Source organism: Pseudomonas sp. AF03-9, from assembly GCF_020515815.1.
GTDB lineage: Bacteria > Pseudomonadota > Gammaproteobacteria > Pseudomonadales > Pseudomonadaceae > Aquipseudomonas.
Genome location: NZ_JAHPJF010000002.1, coordinates 332,289 through 354,130, shown reverse-complemented (window position 1 = coordinate 354,130; position 21,842 = coordinate 332,289). Strand labels below are relative to the sequence as shown.

At 62.9% G+C, this 21,842-nt stretch carries 17 protein-coding genes; all 17 read right to left on the bottom strand.

Annotation, left to right across the window (positions count from 1 at the left end):
- Positions 1-33 precede the first annotated feature (33 nt).
- Positions 34-363 (bottom strand): hypothetical protein, encoded by a 330-nt coding sequence (locus tag LIY36_RS05255; protein ID WP_226455011.1) that lies wholly within the window; start codon positions 361-363, stop codon positions 34-36.
- Between the two features lie 24 nt (positions 364-387).
- A complete protein-coding gene (locus LIY36_RS05250; RefSeq protein ID WP_192296982.1) occupies positions 388-693 on the bottom strand; it encodes a hypothetical protein in 306 nt (101 codons plus the stop codon).
- A gap of 11 nt (positions 694-704) precedes the next feature.
- Complete coding sequence (locus LIY36_RS05245; RefSeq protein ID WP_226455010.1) at positions 705-8,474, bottom strand: hemagglutinin repeat-containing protein; 7,770 nt, start codon at positions 8,472-8,474, stop codon at positions 705-707.
- A gap of 24 nt (positions 8,475-8,498) precedes the next feature.
- Positions 8,499-9,020: a toxin-activating lysine-acyltransferase gene (locus LIY36_RS05240; RefSeq protein WP_192296984.1), complete on the bottom strand. Its 522-nt coding sequence runs from the start codon at positions 9,018-9,020 to the stop codon at positions 8,499-8,501.
- 11 nt (positions 9,021-9,031) lie between these two features.
- The gene (locus LIY36_RS05235) at positions 9,032-10,660 is read right to left on the bottom strand and encodes a ShlB/FhaC/HecB family hemolysin secretion/activation protein (RefSeq protein ID WP_329959600.1); all 1,629 of its coding nucleotides are present in this window, start codon (positions 10,658-10,660) and stop codon (positions 9,032-9,034) included.
- A 493-nt stretch (positions 10,661-11,153) separates the two neighbouring features.
- A complete protein-coding gene (locus tag LIY36_RS05230) occupies positions 11,154-11,546 on the bottom strand; it encodes a DUF2802 domain-containing protein (protein WP_226455008.1) in 393 nt (130 codons plus the stop codon).
- Positions 11,547-12,032, bottom strand: coding sequence for a chemotaxis protein CheW (locus LIY36_RS05225; protein ID WP_017735234.1), 486 nt, complete (start codon positions 12,030-12,032; stop codon positions 11,547-11,549).
- 79 nt (positions 12,033-12,111) lie between these two features.
- Positions 12,112-12,885: a CheW domain-containing protein gene (locus tag LIY36_RS05220; RefSeq protein ID WP_192296987.1), complete on the bottom strand. Its 774-nt coding sequence runs from the start codon at positions 12,883-12,885 to the stop codon at positions 12,112-12,114.
- Entirely contained in the window at positions 12,885-13,673 is a 789-nt protein-coding gene (locus tag LIY36_RS05215; RefSeq protein WP_226455007.1) for a ParA family protein, read from the bottom strand. The genes LIY36_RS05220 and LIY36_RS05215 overlap by 1 nt, the downstream gene beginning before the upstream one ends.
- 50 nt (positions 13,674-13,723) lie before the next feature.
- Positions 13,724-14,611 (bottom strand): flagellar motor protein MotD, encoded by an 888-nt coding sequence (motD, locus tag LIY36_RS05210; protein ID WP_226455006.1) that lies wholly within the window; start codon positions 14,609-14,611, stop codon positions 13,724-13,726.
- A 121-nt stretch (positions 14,612-14,732) separates the two neighbouring features.
- The gene (locus LIY36_RS05205) at positions 14,733-15,473 is read right to left on the bottom strand and encodes a flagellar motor protein (RefSeq protein ID WP_192296990.1); all 741 of its coding nucleotides are present in this window, start codon (positions 15,471-15,473) and stop codon (positions 14,733-14,735) included.
- Positions 15,473-16,603, bottom strand: coding sequence for a protein-glutamate methylesterase/protein-glutamine glutaminase (locus tag LIY36_RS05200; protein WP_226455005.1), 1,131 nt, complete (start codon positions 16,601-16,603; stop codon positions 15,473-15,475). Before LIY36_RS05200 ends, LIY36_RS05205 begins: the two co-directional genes overlap by 1 nt.
- Positions 16,604-16,650: 47 nt before the next feature.
- Positions 16,651-18,885 (bottom strand): chemotaxis protein CheA, encoded by a 2,235-nt coding sequence (locus LIY36_RS05195; RefSeq protein WP_226455004.1) that lies wholly within the window; start codon positions 18,883-18,885, stop codon positions 16,651-16,653.
- An 11-nt stretch (positions 18,886-18,896) separates the two neighbouring features.
- Positions 18,897-19,685, bottom strand: a complete 789-nt coding sequence (locus tag LIY36_RS05190; protein ID WP_226455003.1) for a protein phosphatase CheZ — start codon at positions 19,683-19,685, stop codon at positions 18,897-18,899.
- Positions 19,686-19,703: 18 nt separating this feature from the next.
- Complete coding sequence (locus LIY36_RS05185) at positions 19,704-20,078, bottom strand: chemotaxis response regulator CheY (RefSeq protein ID WP_192296994.1); 375 nt, start codon at positions 20,076-20,078, stop codon at positions 19,704-19,706.
- Positions 20,079-20,246: 168 nt separating this feature from the next.
- Complete coding sequence (gene fliA, locus LIY36_RS05180; protein ID WP_065909829.1) at positions 20,247-20,987, bottom strand: RNA polymerase sigma factor FliA; 741 nt, start codon at positions 20,985-20,987, stop codon at positions 20,247-20,249.
- On the bottom strand, positions 20,984-21,817 hold the full coding sequence (gene fleN, locus LIY36_RS05175) for a flagellar synthesis regulator FleN (RefSeq protein ID WP_003192912.1): 834 nt from the start codon (positions 21,815-21,817) through the stop codon (positions 20,984-20,986). Before fleN ends, fliA begins: the two co-directional genes overlap by 4 nt.
- Between the last annotated feature and the right edge of the window lie 25 nt (positions 21,818-21,842).

The window sequence follows — 21,842 nt, the reverse complement described above, 5'->3', positions numbered from 1 at the left end:
GCTTCGCCACCCGGCGCGGGGCAAGCCCGCTCACTACTGGGGCTGGCGGCAGTTCTGGTTGACCGACAGGTGCGGCGCCGGCTCGTAGCTCACGCGCTGCAAGCCATCGGCGCCCTGGAACAGGAAGTACTTGGCGCGGCAATCCTTGAACATCGGCGAATAGCCCTCGGCGCGAAAGCCCTGGCCATCGACTTGCTTGGTCACGGTGTTGTTACGGCTGACCACGGCGAGTACCTTCTGGTAGCTGTCACCCATATTCACTCCTGGCTCGCCCGTAACAGCGGCCGACGAGGCGCAACCGCCCAGGGTGGTTGCCGCCAGCACCAGCGCGGCGCCGTACAGTCCATTGCGTAGATCGATCATTCCTTGGTTCCTTTTAGTGATGGATTAGCGGCGGCCTTCGCAAACCGGCGATTCGCCGATGCGGCCTTCCTTGCACAGGTCCAGGTTGTCCTTGCGGGTAAAACCTGCATCCTTCATGCAGTAGAAGCGCGTCAGCACCACATCAATTGGCGACTTGTCTCCCACACCATCAAGGTTGGTGTACCCGCAAGCACGCATTGCGTCGTCGACGCCCTGCTGGGAGACCCCCTTCTTTTTCCATTGGGTGTAGGACCCAGGCGGAGGCTGGAAGGGCGTACACGCGCCGAGTGCCAAAAGGCACAGACTCAACATAACGGTAATCTTGAACATATTCGGATTCCTCATGATTGCGGGACCTTGACGAACTCTGGCTTGCCCGTGGGGGAGTGGCTCCAGTATTTGCGGCACGCTTCTCCGCCATTGGCGTAGCAGTTATGCACGGTGTTCTCAGCACCAAATACCTTCAACCACTCCCACAAGCGATTACTGCCATCGGGAATGTTGCCGCCAGTCCCCGGGTTGAACCCTACGCCCGGTGTGCGGGCAACGGGGTCGAAGTCATGGTTCTGATACTTCAAGATCAACCCGTCGCGCTGTTCCGCCGAGGTGATTTTTGTACGGTCCTGCAATATCCCCAATAGCGTATCGGCCTTTTTCACCCCATACGCCGCCCCGAAGAAGTTCATCGATGTATCACCCAACAGCCCAACGTTCGCTTGATCACGTACCAACGACTCCATGGCATTGCCCGTGGTCATGGTGCCACGGCTATGCCCGTCGATATGCAACCCGCTCTGACCGAACTGGACCATGTATTCCTTGGTCTGCACCGTCGCGTTGGACAGGCCCCAGAAATCGTTTTCCAGGTTCTTCTGATACGCCGCGATCATCAACTCCGACGTGAAGTTGTTGGCCTTCTCGAAATGGATCAGATACTGCGGCCCAGTGTCGGCCGAACTGTGTTGCTCGGCATATTTGGCGGCACCGTCGGCGTCGTTGAAAATGCCGTTGTTGGCGATATGTACCTTGCCGTCCGGGCCAGGCTTGAGGTGCTGCTTTTCTTCGTCGCTCAACTCGCGGTACTGAACCTTCTTGCCATCGAGCAGCAGCGCCTTGCCATTCTCATCCTTCAACACCTCATACACCCGCGCCTTCTCAAGGAAGATCTTGCGATACGCCTCATCCGCCAGCAGCGACACCTGGTTGTAGAACTCACGCTTGATCTCTTGCTCAGCCTCGACCTTGCGCCCCATTTCCGCCACGTCCAGACGCTCCACGGCAGCATGGGCAGCCTCGGTATTGCGGTTGAGGTTGGCAATCGTCTGGTCGACGCTCATGCCGGCGACCACGCGCTGGCGCTCGGCATTGGTGATGACCAGGGTGCCAGCGCTGATGGCGCTGCGGGTCTCGCTGGCGGCGGAGTCGGAGTCCGAGCCGTTGGCGAGGCTGTTGGCGAGCAGCGCCTTGGCCGTGCCGAGCTTGCCGTCGAGCATGTCCGAACTGAGCTCCACCCCTGACGTCTTGACGCTGGCTTCGGAGGTGTTGTGGATGTCGGCCACGGTCAGCGTGCCGGTGGTCAGGCTGTTCTTGCCGTCGGCGATGGCCTTGTCGGTGCTGGAAATCACGCCGCCCTTGAGGCCGGTGTTGCCGCGTACGTTGAGGTCGAAACCACCGTCGCCGGCGCGAATGCCCGATTGCTCGATGACGCTGGCAAAGTTGGACTTCTGCTTGGTGTTGCTCGAGCTGAAGCTGGCCGTCGCCGCGCCAGCGCAGACCGGCGGGATGCAGATGCTGATGCCGGCACTCATGCTCTTCTGCTCGGAGGCAAATGTGCTGGTGTCTTGCAGGCTCTCGATATTCAAGTCGCCGCCGACGTCGGCCTTGACCTTGTCGGCCGAGACCACTGCACCGCGCAGGGTGGTGTCCTTGCCGGAGATCAGGCTGGCCTGGTTGCCCGCTGTCACGTGGGTGTTGCTCCAGACCAAGTCGTTGCCATCGGCATTGCCACGGCTCTGGGAGGCTGAAGCGTTGAAACTCAGGCCGTTTTTCTCGCTGCCGAAAGAGATCCCAATCCCCAGGCTGCCGTTCACGCTTTTGTTGGTGCTGTGCTGCTCGATGGTGTTCTGCGCACCCGCCAGCAGGATATTGCCGTCGGCCTTGAGCAACGCATCGTTGCCGGCAGTGATCTGGCTGCCCTGCACGGTCAGGTCGTTGTTGCGCTTGCCGCCCGTGGCCACAATCGACACATCGTGCCCCGCCGCTACCGTCGAGCCGGCCGCTGTGTTGGAAGTCTGCTCGCTTTTGTTCTCGCTCTTGTTCATGCCCAAGGCGATGCTCAAGTTGATCCCGCCCGCCGCTGCCGGGTCGGCCATCACCTGGGTATGGGCTTCGCTGGCGGCCCAGGCGGTGTTCAGCGCGGCGAGGGCTTTCATGCGCTTGTCGTCGGTGCGATCGGCGGCCTTGTTCATGCGCTGGCCGGTTTGCACCGCGTTCACGATGGGGTTGGTCAGGGTCAGGCTCACGCCGGTCTGCTTGAAGCGCTGCTCCTGTTGCTGCGCGGCGAGATTGCGCGCTTCGAGGATATTGACCTCGGATGCGTCAATCGACACATCGCCCTTGGGCGCACTCACATTGCTGCCAACCTGGCGGTATTCGCCGCCCGCGCTGATCAGCACATTGCCGTCGGTGGACCCGACGCTGCTGGCGGCGGCCGTGATCTGCTGGCTGCTGTCCTTGTTGGTCTGCTGCTGCGAGCCGATGGTGACGGCAATCGCGCCGCCGCTGAACATGCCGCTGGTCTTCACGTCCTTGGTGTGTTTTTCGTCGAGGGTCTCAGTGGCCGCCAACACCTTGATGTCATTGCCCGCCACCAGCGCCGTGCCCGAGGTCGAGACCACGTTGCTGCCGGTGAGGGTGATGTTGTTGCCCGCCTGCATCACCGTCTGCTCGCCGCTGAACGTCGAGCCTTGCGCGGTGGTCTGGGCCACCGTGTCGCGGGTGGTGGTGGTCTTGCTGGAGAACATGCCGTTGCTGCCCTTGACCTTGTGCGCCTCGTCCGCACTGTTGAAGCGCTCGCTGGCCTCGACGTTGATGTCGCGCAGCGCGCTGACCGACACCGCGCCGGCGTCACTGTTGACCAGCGCACCGCGTGCCTGCACGTCACGCCCGGCGCCCAGGCGAATGTCGCCGTTGGCTTGTACCGAACTGCCGACCTCATTGCGCCCGGCTTCCTTGCGCCAGTTGTCGCCGTCCCACTGGTTGGCCTGGGTATAGGACTCTTTGAGCGTGCTCAAGGTGATGTCGTTGCCCGCCACCAGCGCGGTCTTGCCGCCGACGCCCGTGTTGCTGACCTGGGCCGCTTGCAGGTTGATGTCATGGCCCGCCGTGGCAATCAGGTTCGCCGCCGGGGCCGACACGTACAGCCCGGCCACCCGCGACAACGCGGTGCGGATGCCCTGCTCGCTGGTGCTGTCGGTGGTGATCGAACGCACGTTGATGTCATTGCCGGCGCTCAACGCCAGGCGACTGTTGGCGCTGATCAGGCCACCGATGTTGTTCAGGTCCTGGCTGGCATTGAGCGACACGTCGTTGCCCTGGATGCGCCCGCCGAGGTTGTCGAGGTTCTGCACGCTGATGGTCACACCGTCGCGCCCGGCCAGGCTGCCCGAGTTGACCAGGTCACCGCGTACATCCAGGTTCAGGGTGCGCCCGGCCATCAACGCGCCCGAGCCATCCACATCGCCTTCGCGAACCCGCACATACACCTGCGGTACCAGCACCTGGCGCACTTCGCCGCTGGCCAGGGTGACGTCCTTGGACACCAGCCACACGATGTCGCTGGTCAACTGCGCCATTTGCTCGGCGGTCAGCGCCACGCCCGGGATCAGTTTCCACTGGTCGGCCAGGGTCACGGCGCTGTCGATCATGCCGCGGTATTGCGCTTCGTCGCTGGCATAGCCGTCGACAAACCGGCGCCCGGTGAGCTGCGCGACTTGTTCGCGGATCAGCTTCTGCTCGTAGAACCCGTCGCCCAGGCGTTGCTGAGTGCCCGCCGGGTCAAGGTTCAGGCGTTCGAGCATGTAGTCCGACGACAGCCACTTGCCGTAGTTGGCAAACCGCGGGTCGGTCTCCACCAGGTAACCGGCGGTGCTGTTCGGGTTGATCTGGTACAGGCTGCTGTTGGGCAGGTCCGGGTTGAAACCGCCGGTACGGATCTGCTCCACCGCGCCGGTCGCGTTCTGTTGGGTCAGCGCCTGCACCTGGCTGATCGGGCTGACCGCATAGGTGCGCCCGGCACCGGCCAGGTCACCGGTACCCGCCGCGCTGTCGGTGACCTTGGCCAGCACCAGCGCGCCGACCTGGGTGCCCGTGCCGTTGATGGCCGCGTACTCGGTAAAGACGGTCGGCGTCAGCGAGATCTGCTCGATCAACGGCGCCGGGGTATAGGCCGTGACGTTCAGGCCCTGGCGGTCACGGCCTTTGCGCTGGATGCGGTAGTAGCTGGACAAAGTGCCGCTGTCGGACGTGACTTTCTGGCCGCTCAATTCGGTGTTGATTACCGAACCGACGCTGGCGTTCAACGCCTGGCCGGCGATGATCCGGCTCTTGTCGTTGTACACCTGGTCGGCAATCAGGTTGATATTGCCGCCGGCGAGCATTTGCGCCGGGTCCGAAGCGACGATCTGCGTCTGGGTGACGGTGCGGGTGTAGTCATAGCGGTTCCAGCGCGTGCCGTAGCCTTCCGGGGTGACGAGGTGCAGCACCTCGTCGTTGTACAGCGAGATCTGCCCCGGCAGGTAGCGGTTGGTCGAGCCCGACAGCAGGTATTCCTGCAACGCCTGGGTGGACACCTGCACTTGCTGGGTGGCGAAGTGTTCGTTGGTGTTGTTGATCTGCCTGGCGTTGACAGTCAGGCTGCCCAGCGCTTCGACGGTGGCACTGGCGTTGTTCAACACCTGCGCCTGGCCGCTGGCCTGGTCGTTGGCATCCAGTGCACCGCCGATGAACAGGTTGCCGGTGCTGAAGATCAGCCCGTGTTCGCGGTTGTTGAGGACCTGCGCGCCGATGTCCAGGCGGTTGCGTGCGGCAATGGTCGCGGCCGATGCGCCTTCGAGGGTGTTGTTGAGCGTGCCGGCGGCAATCGCCAGTTGATCACCGTAGATGCGCCCGGTGCCAAGGTTGTTCAGGGTTGCGGTGCCCAGGCGAGTGGTCTCGGCGTCGATCAGGCCACGGTTGTCCAGTTGTGTGGCCGCATTGGCCTGCACGCTACGTGCGCTGATCACGCCAGCGGCGCCGTTGTCGATCACGTTGGCGTCGAGGCGCAGCAGGTTGCCCGCCTGCAAGGTGCCCACGTTGGTCAGCCGCCCGGCGGTCGCCAGTGCCACATTGCCGTTGGCCTGGAACAGGCCGCTGTTGATGAAGTCTTGGGTCAGGCGGAACGTCAGGTCGCCCAGGCTCAACACCTTGCCACTGCCGGTGTAGTTGGCACTGTCGATCAACAGCGATTGGCCGGCAATCAAGGTGCCTGCGCCATTGTTGATGACCTGGCGTTTTTGCGCGAGGTCGCGGTCGGCTACGGTCAGGTTGCTACCGGCCGAGAGAATCCCCTGTTCGTTGTCCACGGTACCGCTGCCGGTGACGCTCAGGGTGGTGTCGGAAACAATAGAACCACTGCGGTTGCTGACATTGTCTGCATCCATCGCGACAGACTGGCCCTTGATGCCCTGGTTGGCGCCCTGGGTGCTGCTGTTATCCACGCTGGCGCTGCTCAGCAACAGATGCCCGTCGGCACGCAACAGACCGGCCTGGTTACTCAGTTGCTGGGCGTATACCTGCAAGGTGCTGGCGCTGCCGATAAAGCCACGGTCGTTGAGCAACTGCCCGGCGTGCACGGTGACGTCGCGCTGGCCGAGGATGCCGCCGGTGCTGCCCGAATCGCGGTTGGTCAGCAACTGGCCATGGGTGTCCACCTTGAGGCTCGACTTGGCCTGCACGATGCCGCCGTCGTTGTTCAGCGCGCCGCTGTCGAGGGTCAGGGTGTCGCTGGCGTTGAGGGTGCCACCGCTGTTGTCCAGCTGTTGGCCGTGGGTGTCGACGCGCAGTTGCGCGGCGGTGACCACGCCACCGCTGTTGGTCAACCCTTGGGCGTTGACGGTCAATGCCTTGGTCGCCTCGAGGCGGCCGCCGGTGTTGTCGAGCGCTGTGGTAGTGCTGTTGAGCAGCAGATCGCCGGCCACCGAACCAAGCGTACCGCCCTGGTTCAATACGCTACCGGCGGTGACTGTCAGGTTTTGCGTGGCGGCGACGGTGCCCTTGGCGTTGTTCAACTGCGCGGCGTTGATACCCAGCGCGCCGCCTGCGGTGATCTGCCCGCTGCTGTTATCCAGGGTGCCGCCGTCGAGGGTCAGTTGCGCGGCGGTCACCAGCTTGCCGTTTGCGTTGTCCAGGTGCTCGCGCGCAGTGACGGCCAGGTCGCCCTGCGCACCGGACTGCACCAGGCCTCCACGGTTGCCCAGGGTGTTGGCACTCACGTCGAGGCGCCCGCCGCTGGCGAGGGTGCCGCCGGTGTTATCGAGGTTGCGCGTGACGGTCACACGCATGCCGCCGTTGCCGGTCTGGACCCATTTGCCGGCGGCGTTGGACAGGTCCAGCGCGGTGACGCTGATCTGCGCCGCGCCCACCTGGGCCGCATCGCTGAGCAAGCTCTGGTTGGCGTTGGCGGTCAGCGCCTGGCCTGCGGTGACGCGGCTGCGGCGCAGGTCCAGGTTGCCATTGGTGCTGGTCAGCTCGACGGTCTGGGCCGAGGTCTGGCTGTCGCTCAGGTCGACCTGGGCGGCGTTGGCGGTGAGTTTTTGTGCCGCGAGGTTCTGCCCCTTGGTCGTGATCGTGCCCGCCGAGGTCAGGGTCAGCGAGCCGCTGTTGCCCAGCTTGCCGGCACTGTCGACGCCCGCCGCCAGGGCCGAACCTGTGTGGCTGCGAATCGCTCCAGTGGCGCTCAGGCGTGCATTGCCTTGGGCCGACGCGATGCCTTTGTTGTCGATATCGGCGCCAGTGGTCAGCGCCAGGTTGCCCTGGGCGAACAGCGTGCCGCTGTTGTCGATGCCCTTGTCGGCCGTGGCCGTCAGGTCGGTGGCGCTGCTGATCTGGCCACGGTTTTCGATACGCCCGTCGCTGCTGATCACCACTTCGCCGGCACTGGAGCCGATCTGCCCGGCGTTGCGCACGCCCACACCGGCGCCGTTGCCGACCAGGGTGATCTTGCCGGCATACATGCCGCCCAGCTGCGCCACGTCAATGGCCACTGCGGGCGTGTCTGCCGGCGGCTGGCCGCTGGTGCCGGTCTTGATGGTCAGGTCTTTCGACCAGATCCCGGCGTTCACCTCGACGGTGCGCGCGATGATCTCGGTGTAGTCGGCGCGGGTACTGTCCATGCCTGCGCCGCCGACCGTGACCTTGCCGCCCGAGACTTGATAGCCGCTGATCAAGCCATTCTCGAACTGCGCGCGCCCAGTGGTCAGCGTGGCGCGGTCGGCGTTGATAAAACCGCAGCCTTCACAGGTGATGCCCGACGGGTTGGCAATCACCACCTGGGCCTTGGAACCGCCAACTTCGACAAAGCCGCGCAACTGGCTCGGGTTGTTCGAATTGACCTCGTTGAGAATCACCCGTGCGCTGCCGTTGGCCAGCGCGCGGTTGCCTTCGATCCAGCCGCCCAGTTGAGTCTGGCTGTTGGTCGCGCCGTTGTTGAGGATCACCCCGCGCTTGTCCACATCGAACTGCGAATAGGTGTTGCGCGACACGCCCGCGCCGCTCGGCGCCGTAATGTTCACCACGGGCGCACCGTTACCGGCGGCGCCGATAGTCGGGCGCTGGCCCGCAGGCGCGGAGCCGTCCGCCACGACCTGAGCCTGGACGGGCGCGACCAGCGCGACCCAGCCCATGCCCAGCATCAGCGCAAAGCGCAGGGGCGTGAGCGTCGCCACCAGCGGGCCGGCCTGGGCCACGGCGCGTGTGGTGCCGGGGGCCTTGCAGGCACTCTTGACGTTCTCGGCCACCACCATCAGCAGGCCACGGGCGCGGTTGAAGACAACTCGAAATAGATGCTTGTTCATGCAAATCCTTTGCGCGGTGACCGATCAGAGCGCGTCGCTGGGTAACGGGTGAGTGGCAAACCAGGCTTGCGCCTCCAGGTCCAGGACGGCGATACCCTGGAAGTTCAAGACGCGCAAACCGCGCTCTTCGCCTTTGTGGTGCAGCGCGCGGAACACCTTCGTGGGCCACAGACGCCGCAGCAGCAAGCGGCTGATCCGCCGGGTATGGCCGAACGGCGCAACCCAGTCGTTGACCCACAACCGATCGCCGCTGTCCCAGTCTTCTGCCGGCAGGCACACCGCGGGTGCACGCAGGTAGCGCGCCTCGGCCTCGGCACTGAGGTTGAGCCATGACAGGAAAAACACCGGCCGCCCTTCCTCACTGATCAAGATGAACTGACGCCGCTTGATCGCCGGCAACAACAGGCTCGACAGGCTGTGCAACGGCGCATCGCGATGGGCCGCCGAGTGCATCCACAGCCACACCGCCGAGCCCAGCACCTGGGCTTCGTCGATGGCGCTGTCGGCGCGCTCGGGGGCGAGCACCTCCAGGGTGTCGTGGCGCATGCTGGGCTCCTTCAAAACGACCAGTTGGCGCTGAAGCCACTGGTCACGTCGGCGGTCTGGAAACCCTTGGGTTTTTCCAGGGGTTTGCCGGTGTAGATGTCATAGGAAAACTGCTTGTAGCCGCCGCGCAGGCCCACCACCGCACCAGCCAGGCGTCGGCCCGCGAGGTGCTGGGTGGAATGCCCGCCGACTTCGCCGTAGTCCACGCCCAGGTACAGCTCCTGGCCGGTGTTGGCCAGGCTCAGGCCCAGGTCGTTGCTGAACGTCCAGCCGCGTTCGGCCGACAGGATCTGCTCGCCGTCAAAGCCGCGCACGGTGTAGCGCCCGCCAATCGAAAAGCGGTCCTGAGGGATCAGCGGCGTGCGGTTCCACTGCCCGCGCCAGCCCGCGACGTAACGCAGGCGTTGATCGGCCAGGGTGAACGGCACCTGCAATTGCGCGTTGGCGCTGATGATCTGCGAGCGCGAGGTGCCTTCGCCGGTTTCTTCTTCGGGGGCACGCAGTGCATCGCGGGCGCCGGTGCCACGGCGATAACCCACGCCAAGGTCGAGGGTGCTGGCGCCGATGAATTCACGGTGATTGATCCCGGCCTGCCAACCGGCCATGCGCCGCCGTTGCGATTCGATTTCGGTGTCTTCGACGTAGTTGCTGGAAGTGCGGCTCCAGCCGCCGACCGACACGGTGGTCTTGCGCACTGCGTCGCGGTAGATCACCCGTGACAGCTGCACCTCGTTGGTCCGGCTGCGGCCACTGTAGGAATAGGCCTGGTTCACCCCGGCGATCGTCTGGTGGTAGTCGTATTCGCTGGACGTCAGGCTCAACTGCCAATAGTCGTAGGGCACCGAGTAGTGCACGGTGTGGCCCTTCGAGCCGCGATCGCCGCTCTGACCGCCGCCCAGGTCGTGGTTGAAGCTGATGTAGAACAGGTCGTTGAGGCTCGCCAGGTTGTCCAGCGACAGGGCGACGTTGCCCTGGTATTTGCCGGTCTGTTTGCTGCCGGAGTCGTCCACCGACAGGCTGACGCGCACCGGAATCGCCTGCTTCCAGGCAATCACCACATCGCTCTCCCCCGGCTGCGCGTCCGCGCCTTCGGCCGGCGTGATCTGCACGTCGGCTTCGGCGGTGGGCACGCGCTTGAAGTTTTCCAGCGCCTGTTCGATGTCGCGCAGGTTGAGCACATCGCCAGGCGACGCGGGCATGGCGTTCCAGTAGTTGGCGCGGCTGGAGGTGCCCGGGGCGAAACGGATGTGCTTGATGCGCCCCGGCACCAGCACCAACGCCAGCGTGCCCTGGTTCAAGTCCTGGGCCTGGGCGAGGACGCGGGTGGTGATGAAGCCCTTGGCGATGATCGCGTTCTGGATGCGTTTCATCGTCAGGTTGATACCGGCAGAGCCGATGCATTGGCCCAGCACCGGATCGTCGCTCGGGTTGGCGGCACGCAAGGCCCACTGGAAATCTTCGGATTGCTCGCCGGTGAGGACCACGCGGTCGATCTTGAAGCACGGCGTTTCATTGCGCGGCAGACGCAGGGTGCCGGTGCTGTCTTGCGGAGCTTCGAGACGCACGTCGGGGGACGGCTCCAACTGCTCGCGCTGGGCACGTTCACGTTGTTGCTGCAGGAGCAATTGCTGGGCAGGCACTTGAAGTTCAGCCGCGAGTGCCGCCGCGCTGGTTAGAAAACCGACAAGGGAGCAGGTGGCGACGCAAGACTGCAGCAAAACAGAGGGTTTTGTTCTAGGTAGAGCGTCGAAAGACATTTCGCATCCTTGTGAGTGAAACTTCCTACATGCGCAGGTTGGTCACCACAAAGACATAAAAGTGCCATCGGGATGTATGGCCTTGTGACACATTTCGCAAAAACGGGGGGTGGGAAAGGCTCGGATTTTAGTGTTGAAGGCTCTATCTCGAGGCCTAGAGCTGATTTCTCCAGACTCGACAAAAATTCAACTTTTGTACAGCTTCATATCCCGATCTACACAACTGTAGTGAGCGGGCTTGCCCCGCGCTGGGTGGCGCAGCCGCCCCAAACGGGCCGACGCGGTTTTTCAGGAAGACCGAGGTACCTGGATTGGGGCGGCTTCGCCACCCAGCGCGGGGCAAGCCCGCTCACTACAGTTGGGATGAAACCAAGGATCAGCTCTTGTGCAACTTGCTCATCAACTGCGCCTCGGCCTGGGTCAGGCCGCAAGACTGGGTCAGCTCATCCACCGTCGCGCCCATGCCCACCAGCTTCGCCGCCTGGGCAAACGACAGGCTCGACGGATCACGCTGCTCGATCTGCGCCAGCTTGTCCGGCAACGGTGCGAGGATCGCGCGCAGTTCATGCACCTCGTCCCCGACCCGCACCGCACTTTGCTGGAAGTGATCGACACGCTTGGCCAGCTCGACCACACGCCGGTCGCGCACGGCGTCGCGCTCGGCCTGTTGCAGGGCCACTTCCCGTTGCTGGCGCAAATAGCGCAGCAGGAAGGCCAACGTCCCGACCCACAACAGGGCCAGGACGATCACTGCCGCTTCAAGAAACAATCAGATGTTCTCCAGATCCGACCATTCTTCTTCGCTCATCATCTTGTCCAGCTCAACCAGAATCAGCAGTTCGCCGTTCTTGTTGCACACGCCCTGGATGAACTTGGCAGATTCTTCGTTACCGACGTTCGGCGCGGTTTCCACTTCCGATTGGCGCAGGTAAACCACTTCCGCCACGCTGTCGACCATGATCCCGACCACTTGCTTGTCGGCTTCGATGATGACGATACGGGTGTTGTCGTTGACTTCGGTCGGCACCAGGCCAAAACGCTGGCGGGTGTCGATCACCGTCACCACGTTGCCGCGCAGGTTGATGATGCCCAGCACGTAGCTCGGCGCACCCGGTACCGGCGCGATCTCGGTGTAGCGCAGCACTTCCTGCACGCGCATTACGTTGATGCCATAGGACTCGTTGTCCAGCTTGAAGGTTACCCATTGCAGGATCGGATCATCCAAACCTTGTGCGGACGCTGACTTGTTGTTCATACCCCTGACCCCTTCAAATGCCGTTGAAACGGCGTGTGTACTTCGTTGGCCGCACTTGCGCGCGGCCCTTATTGTTCAATCAACTGCGTGTGTTACCGGGCATCGACTTGACGGCCCCACTGGCGATCAGCTCGGCCAATTCGGACACGTCGAGCAATGCGCACATGTGTTCGATCACGGTGCCCGCCAGCCAAGGCCGCTGGCCCCGGTGGCTGCGCCATTTGATTTCGTTCGGGTCCAGGCGCAACGAGCGGCTGACTTGATGCACCGCCAGCCCCCACTCGTAGCCCTGCACCGAGATCACGTATTGCAAACCCTGGCGGAAGTCGTCGCGGTAGCGGTCGGGCATCACCCAGCGCGCTGTGTCGAGCACCTTGAGGTTGCCGGCCTGGCTGGGCAGGATGCCGAGGAACCACTCCGGTTGCCCGAACAATGGCGTCAACTCTTGGCCTTCCAGAGAGTAGATCGAGCCCAGGCACACCAGCGGCACCGCCAGGGTCAAGCCGGCGACGTCGAACAGCAGGCACTCGAACGGCTCGGCAGCCCAGCTTGGGCGACCATCACCAGTGACCGGCGGTGGCGTGATGCTCGGCGGCAGGTGCACTTCGACCACCGGCTCGACCACCACCGGGGCGACCACCACGGGCTCAAATGGCGCTACAACCGGGGCAACGTGGGCATCACGGGCTTGTTCTTCGAGCACTGCCAACTGGAATTCATCCAGCGTGCTTTCTGGCTCAAGCACCAGAATCGGCTCGGGCAACTCTTCGGCGGTCGCCTCCTGCAGCAGGGCATCCAGGTAGGATTCCAGTGCCAGTTGTGGCCGGGTCTTAAGTTCGACAGGACGGTTCATCAAGCCACCTGCGCCACAAGTTGCTGGGACAACAGGTGTTTGAGCAGCGCGCGGTAGGCCATCACGCCACGGCTCTTGCCGTCGAACTGTGACGGCGTGAGGCCGGCGCGGCTGGCGTCACGCAGGCGCGTGTCCACCGGGATGTAGCCGTTCCAGATGGTATCCGGGTAGGCATCGCGCAATACGCGCAAGGTGCCGAGGGACGCCTGGGTACGGCGGTCGAACAAGGTCGGCACGATGCTGTACGGCAGCGCCTGCTTGCGCGAGCGGTTGATCATCGCCAGGGTGCTGACCATGCGTTCCAGGCCTTTGACCGCCAGGTGCTCGGTCTGTACCGGGATCACCAGTTGCTGGCTGGCCGCCAAGGCGTTGACCATCAGCACGCCGAGCAACGGCGGGCTGTCGATGATGGCGTAGTCGAAGTCCTGCCACAGTTGCGCCAAGGTCTTGGCGATCACCAGGCCCAGGCCGCTCTGCCCCGGCGACTGGCGCTCAAGGGTGGCCAGCGCGGTGCTCGACGGCAACAGGGAAATGTTGTCGTTGCTGGTGGGCAGCAGCAGTTGCCCCGGCAGGTCGGCCGGCACACTGCCTTTGTGCAGGAACAGGTCGTAGCAGCTGTGTTCCAGCGCATCCGGGTCGTAGCCGAAGTAGCTGGTCATCGAGCCGTGGGGGTCGAGGTCGACCACGACCACACGCTTGCCCGCCTCGGCCAGCAAGCCGGCTAAGGCGATGGAGGTGGTGGTCTTGCCGACTCCACCTTTTTGATTGGCAACTGCCCAGACTCTCATTCGGTTAGTTCCTCCCGGTGGGCACAGGCGCGACCGAGACATTGCATAGGTTATTGAGCCGGTGACGGAGAATTGACGGAGCTCTGACGCACCGGCGGCTTTGCAGGGGCCGGTGCAGTTTGTGTGCCAGCCCGCTTCAAGGCCGCATCCGGTGTTGCATTAGCGGTGCCGGTGCCGGTCAGGCTGCGGCGCACATCCAGGTTGCGGGATACCACCAGCACTACCCGGCGGTTCTTGGCGCGGCCTTCTACCGTGGCGTTATTCGCCACTGGCTGGAACTCACCATACCCCACCGACGCCAGGCGTCCGGGGTTTACACCCTGCATCGCGAGCATGCGCACGATGCTCGACGCCCGCGCCGAGGACAGCTCCCAGTTGGTCGGGTACTGCGCGGTGCTGATCGGGAAATTATCGGTAAAGCCCTCGACGTGGATCGGGTTCTCGAACGGTTTGAGGATCGCCGCGACCTTGTCGATGATGGTGAACGCCTGGTCGCTGGGCAGCGCATCGGCACTGGCGAACAGCAGGCTGGAATTGAGTTCGATCTCGACCCACAACTCATTGCCGCGCACGGTCATCTGGTTGGAACTGATCAGGTCGCCAAAGGCGGCGCTGATGTCGTCGGCGATGCTCTTGAGTGGGTCACTGGTGCCACCGACGCCGGCGGCGGTTTCGTCGCTGTCGTTGACCAGCGGCTTGGCCGGGGTCACGGTCCTGGGCCGCTCTTCGCCAATGGGAATCGGCTTGAGGGCGCGATCGGTGTCGTTGAACACCCCGATCAGCGCCTGGGAAATGACTTTGTACTTGCCTTCGTTGATCGACGAGATGGAGTACATCACCACGAAAAACGCGAACAACAAGGTGATGAAGTCCGCGTAGGACACCAGCCAACGTTCGTGGTTGACGTGTTCTTCAGGCTCGCGACGGCGACGGCTCACTGGCAGTTACCTCTCTGAACACACAATTCCCTGTGGCTGGCGAGCGTGTTGTGGTGGTGACGGGCGAGCTTGCTCGCTCGCCACCAAAGGCCAGTGCGCCACAGATCGATAACCATCGCCATCAGTCCATGAAGCCCTGGAGCTTCAATTCGATGGAGCGTGGGTTTTCCCCCTCGGCAATCGACAGGATGCCTTCGAGCAACATCTCGCGATAACGCGACTGGCGCTGGGCAATGGACTTGAGCTTGCTCGCCACCGGCAGCAACACCAGGTTGGCGCTGGCCACGCCGTAGATGGTGGCGACGAACGCCACGGCAATCCCGCTGCCCAGTTGCGACGGATCGGCGAGGTTGCCCATCACGTGGATCAGGCCCATCACCGCACCAATGATGCCGATGGTCGGCGCGTAGCCGCCCATGCTTTCAAAGACTTTGGCGGCATTGATGTCACGGCTCTCCTGGGTGTAGAAATCCACCTCCAGGATGCTGCGGATCGCTTCCGGTTCGGCGCCGTCCACCAGCAATTGCAGGCCTTTGCGCGCGTAGCTGTCGGGCTCGGCATCGGCCACGCCTTCCAGGCCCAGCAGGCCTTCCTTGCGGGCGGTGAGGCTCCAGTTGACCACGCGGTCGATGCCGCCGGCCAGGTCGACGCGCGGCGGAAAAATGATCCACACCAAGATCTGCATGGCGCGCTTGAACGAGCTCAACGGCGACTGCAACAACGCGGCGCCCACGGTGCCGCCAATCACGATCAACGCGGCCGGACCGTTGGCGAGGGCGCCGAGGTGGCCGCCTTCGAGGTAGTTGCCGCCGATGATTGCGACAAACGCCATGGTAATGCCGATCAGGCTCAACACATCCATTAGAGGCAGGCCTCCACCAGATGCTTGCCGATGTCGTCCAGGCTGTACACGGCGTCGGCCAGTTCAGCCTTGACGATGGCCATGGGCATGCCATAGATCACGCAGCTGGCTTCGTCCTGCGCCCAGATCGCGCTGCCGCCCTGCTTGAGCAGGCGCGCGCCTTCACGGCCGTCGGCGCCCATGCCGGTGAGGACCACCGCCAGAACTTTGTCGCCGTAGGACTTGGCAGCCGAACCGAAGGTGATGTCCACACAGGGTTTGTAGTTCAGGCGCTCGTCGCCCGGCAGGATTTTGATCGCACCGCGCCCGTCCACCATCATCTGCTTGCCACCGGGCGCCAGCAGCGCCAGGCCAGGACGCAGGATGTCACCATCCTCGGCTTCCTTGACGCTGATGCGGCACAGCTTGTCCAAGCGTTCGGCGAACGCCTTGGTGAAGGCCGCTGGCATGTGTTGGATCAACACGATCGGCGCCGGGAAGTTGGCCGGCAACTGCGTCAACACGCGTTGCAAGGCCACCGGGCCGCCGGTGGAGGTGCCGATAGCGACCAACTTGTAGGCTTTGCGTTTCGGCGCTGGCGAGTACGCCGTGGCGGCCGCAGCACGCGCCGGTGCTGCCACCGCAGGCCGGGCAACCGGAGCGGGTGCCGGGCGCCCGAACGTGCTCGCCGATGCGGCAGCCGCCGGTGTCGGCGCAGGCGCGGGGGCCGGTGCGCTGAACAGGCTGCGACGGTTGCTGCGGGAAATACTGTGGACTTTCTCGCACAGCAGTTGCTTGACCTTCTCGGGGTTGCGCGAGATGTCTTCGAAATTCTTCGGCAGGAAGTCCACCGCACCAGCGTCCAGCGCATCGAGGGTTACCCGGGCGCCTTCGTGCGTCAGCGAGGAGAACATCAATACCGGGGTCGGGCAGCGTTGCATGATGTGTCGAACTGCCGTGATGCCATCCATCATCGGCATCTCGTAGTCCATGGTGATCACGTCCGGCTTCAACGCAATGGCTTGATCAATCGCCTCTTTGCCGTTGGTGGCCGTGCCGACCACCTGGATGCTTGGATCGGCGGAAAGAATTTCCGAGACGCGGCGGCGGAAGAAACCCGAATCGTCCACCACCAGGACCTTGACTGCCATAAACACTCCGTTAGGCGGGGCGGGCGAACCGCCCTACCCCACCAGAATCAAATACGCCGAGCGGCGTAACGCTTGAGCATGCTCGGAACATCGAGAATCAGCGCGATCCGACCGTCACCGGTGATGGTCGCACCCGACATGCCCGGGGTTCCCTGCAGCATTTTGCCCAAAGGCTTGATCACCACTTCTTCCTGGCCAACCAGTTGATCGACGACAAAGCCGATACGCTGGGTGCCCACGGAAAGAATCACCACATGGCCTTCGCGCTGCTCTTCATGGGCAGCCGAAGCCACCAGCCAGCGCTTGAGGTAGAACAGTGGCAACGCCTTGTCACGCACGATTACCACTTCCTGGCCGTCGACCACGTTGGTGCGCGACAGGTCAAGGTGGAAGATCTCGTTGACGTTGACCAGCGGGAAGGCGAACGCCTGGTTGCCCAGCATCACCATCAGGGTCGGCATGATCGCCAAGGTCAACGGCACCTTGATCACGATCTTCGAGCCCTGGCCCTTGGTCGAGTAGATATTGATCGAGCCGTTGAGCTGGCTGATCTTGGTCTTCACCACGTCCATGCCGACGCCACGGCCGGACACGTCGGAGATCTCGGTCTTGGTCGAGAAGCCCGGGGCGAAGATCAGGTTGTAGCACTCGGTGTCGGTCAGGCGGTCGGCGGCGTCCTTGTCCATCACGCCACGCTTGACCGCGATATTGCGCAGGATGGTCGGGTCCATGCCTTTGCCGTCATCGGTAATCGACAGCAGGATATGGTCGCCTTCTTGCTCGGCCGCCAGGATCACCTTGCCGCCACGGGACTTGCCCGAGGCTTCGCGTTCTTCCGGGGTTTCCACGCCGTGGTCGACGGCGTTGCGCACCAAGTGGACCAGCGGGTCGGCCAGGGCCTCGACAAGGTTTTTGTCGAGGTCGGTTTCTTCACCCACCAGTTCCAGGTTGATTTCTTTCTTGAGCTGGCGCGCGAGGTCGCGAACCAGGCGCGGGAAGCGGCCGAAGACTTTCTTGATCGGCTGCATCCGCGTTTTCATCACGGCGGTTTGCAGGTCGGCGGTGACCACGTCGAGGTTCGACACGGCCTTCTGCATGGCCTCGTCGCCGCTGTTCAGGCCCAGGCGCACCAGGCGGTTACGCACCAGCACCAGTTCGCCGACCATGTTCATGATGTCGTCCAGGCGTGCGGTATCAACCCGCACGGTGGTTTCGGCTTCACTGGCAGGTTTTTCAGCGCCAGCCGGTACAGGTGCCGCGGCACGTGCAGGGGCGGCGGCGGGCGCCGCAGCAGGCGCGGGAGCCGGTTTGGCGGCTGCCGGAGTCGCAGCTTTCGCCGCCGCTGCTGGCGCTGGCGTGGCGACCTTGGCCGTCGCACCCACTTCGGTGAACTTGCCTTTGCCGTGCAGTTCGTCCAGCAACGACTCGAACTCGTGATCGGAGATCAGTCCGTCGCCGGCAGGTGCGGCAGGTGCGGCAGGCGTGGCAGCCGCCGCGGTTGGCGCGGTGGCTGCGACGGCGGGCAAGGCGTCGGCCGCAAACGTGCCCTTGCCATGCAGCTGGTCGAGCAACGCTTCAAATTCGTCGTCGGTGATGTCGGTGCTGGTCGAGGCGGCTGGCGCTTCGGCAGGCGTTTCGGTCGGCGCGGCAGGTGCCACCGCGTCGGCGGCGAACTGGCCTTTGCCGTGCAGCTGGTCGAGCAGCGATTCGAATTCAGCGTCGGTAATGTCTTCACCCGTCGGCGCCGCAACGGGCGCTGCCGGAGCTTCAGCCTCGGCCTTGACCGCGCTGAGGGAGTTGAGCAGTTGCTCGAACTCGCTGTCGGTCACGTCCGCTTCGGGCTCTGCCACAGGTTCCGGCACAGCTTCAGCCACCGGTGCCGCCGACATGTCGGCAGGCTCGGCATAGCGCGCCAGGGCGGCCAGCAGTTCCGGCGTAGCTGCGGTGATCGGGGCACGTTCACGCACTTGGCTGAACATGCCGTTGACCGCATCCAGTGCTTCGAGAATCACGTCCATCAACTCCGAGTCGACGTGCCGCTCACCCTTGCGCAGGATGTCGAACACGTTCTCGGCGATGTGGCAGCACTCCACCAGCTCATGGAGCTGGAGGAAGCCGGCGCCCCCTTTTACAGTATGAAAACCGCGAAAAATTGCATTGAGCAGGTTCGCATCATCCGGTCGGCTTTCCAGCTCGACCAGTTGCTCGGACAACTGCTCTAAAATTTCGCCGGCCTCTACAAGGAAATCCTGAAGGATCTCTTCATCGGCGCCGAAGCTCATGTGGGTGCTCCTTAGAAGCCTAAACTGGATAACAGGTCATCGACATCATCTTGACCCGATACAACGTCTTCACGTTTATCGGCATGAATCTGCGGACCTTCACCCTTGGCGAGATGTTTTTGTGGATCTTTTTCCGAGAGGATCGCTTCGCGGTCATGTTCGATGCCGGCAAAACGGTCAACCTGGCCTGCCATGAGCACCAATTTGAGCAAATTGCTTTCCACTTCGGTGACCAATTGGGTCACACGCTTGATCACCTGACCGGTGAGGTCCTGGTAATCCTGGGCCAGCAGAATGTCATTGAGGTTGCTGGAAACCATGCGGTTTTCCTGCTCACTGCGTGACAGGAAACCTTCGACCCGACGTGCCAACTCACGAAACTCTTCGGCCCCGACTTCGCGGCGCATGAAGCGACCCCAGTCGTGGCTCAAGGCCTGGGCTTCGGTGGCCATGCCATTGACCAGAGGCGTGGCGTTTTCCACCAGGTCCATGGTGCGGTTGGCCGCTGCCTCAGTCAGCCTGACCACATAGGACAGGCGCTCGGTGGCATCGGTGATCTGCGAGATCTCTTCGGCCTGGGGCATGTGCGGGTCGATCTGGAAATTGACGATCGCACTATGCAGCTCACGCGTGAGCTTGCCCACTTCCTGGTACAGGCCGCGGTCACGGGTCTGGTTGAGCTCATGGATCAACTGCACCGCGTCGCCGAACTGGCCTCTCTCAAGGCTGTCGACCAACTGGTGAGCATGCTTTTTCAGGGTCGACTCGAAGTCTCCCTGTGATGTTTCTTTATGCTCCATAGCTCCCCCGCGATGGCATTAGCCGTGGATGCGTTCGAAGATTTTTTCGATCTTCTCTTTCAAGGCCAATGCAGTGAAAGGTTTGACCACGTAACCGTTTACCCCGGCTTGGGCGGCTTCGATGATCTGTTCACGCTTGGCTTCGGCGGTCACCATCAACACGGGCAGGCCGCGCAGCTTTTCGTCGGCACGCACGTGACGCAGCAGGTCGATACCGGTCATGCCCGGCATGTTCCAGTCGGTTACCAGAAAGTCGATGCTCCCGCTGTTGAGGATCGGAATCGCCGTAAGGCCGTCATCCGCCTCGACCGTGTTTGTGAACCCAAGGTCACGCAACAGGTTTTTAATGATCCGCCGCATCGTTGAGAAGTCATCAACGATGAGGATTTTCATGTTCTTGTCCAATTCGACCTCCAAGCAGTCTTAAACGCGCCCAGCACCTGGACGCGCCATTTCAATCAACAGGCGTTACACAAAAAGGACTGCCCAGGGCACCACGGCGCAAAACCGCAAAAGCGTCACGCCTTCACGGTCTCGTCTGCAGTGTCCCCACACTGCCTGTCAGCGCGCGCGCCACTCTCCCAACCGCCCCCGCAAGCGGGCTGCGCACTGGCTATGCAGCTGGCTGACACGCGATTCGCTGACCCCCAGGACCTCACCGATTTCCTTGAGGTTCAGCTCTTCGTCGTAGTACAGCGCCAACACCAGTCGCTCACGCTCCGGCAAATTGGCAATCGCGTCCGCCAACGCGCCCTGGAAGCGTTCATCCTCCAAGTCGCGCGACGGCTCAAGATGTGCACTCGCGCCGTCCTCGTGCAGCCCTTCGTGTTCGCCGTCCTGTAGCAGGTCGTCGAAGCTGAACAGGCGGCTGCCCAAGGTATCGTTCAAAATCCCGTAATAATCGTCGAGACTCAATTGGAGTTCGGCCGCAACTTCGTGATCTTTAGCGTCGCGACCGGTTTTTGCTTCAATTGCACGAATTGCGTCACTGACCATGCGCGTATTGCGGTGTACCGACCGCGGCGCCCAATCACCTTTACGCACCTCATCGAGCATCGCGCCACGGATACGGATGCCCGCGTACGTCTCGAAACTGGCACCCTTGCTCGCATCGTATTTGGTCGACACTTCAAGCAGGCCGATCATGCCGGCCTGGATCAAGTCTTCGACCTGCACACTCGCCGGCAGGCGCGCCAGCAGGTGATAGGCGATGCGCTTGACCAGCGGCGCATAGCGCTCGATCAATTCGCCCTGGCTGTCACGTGCCGACTTCTTGTAAAGGTTGTAGCCGCTGGATGTCATAGCACAGGTCCCGCGCTCGTCTGATGCACCAATCGCTCGACGAAAAACTCCAGATGCCCCCGGGGATTGGCGGGCAATGGCCAAGTATCGACCTTCTGAGCAATAGCCTTGAACGCCAGTGCGCACTTCGAACGAGGGAACGCTTCATAGACCGCACGCTGCTTTTGCACGGCCTTGCGCACGCACTCGTCATAGGGAACTGCGCCTACGTATTGTAAGGCGACATCAAGAAAGCGATCCGTGACCTTGGTCAACTTGGCGAACAGGTTGCGCCCTTCCTGCGGGCTCTGGGCCATGTTGGCCAGGACGCGGAAGCGGTTCATGCCGTAGTCACGGTTAAGCAATTTGATCAGGGCGTAGGCATCGGTGATCGAGGTGGGTTCATCGCAGACCACCAGCAAGACTTCCTGCGCGGCGCGCACGAAGCTGACCACCGACTCGCCGATCCCGGCGGCGGTGTCGATCACCAGCACGTCGAGGTTGTCGCCAATGTCGCTGAACGCCTGGATCAGGCCGGCATGCTGCGCCGGGCTCAGGTGCACCATGCTCTGGGTGCCGGAGGCAGCCGGTACGATGCGGATCCCGCCAGGCCCCTGGAGCAGCACATCACGCAGCTCGCAGCGGCCCTCGATCACATCGGCGAGGGTGTGTTTGGGCGTCAGCCCCAGCAGAACGTCGACGTTCGCCAGACCCAGGTCAGCATCCAGCAACATGACCCGACGGCCAAGCTCTGCCAGGGCCAGGGACAAATTCACTGACACGTTAGTTTTCCCGACGCCACCTTTGCCGCCGGTCACCGCGATCACCTGTACGGGATGCATGCTGCCCATTTTATTTCTTTACCTTGTCTTGCTT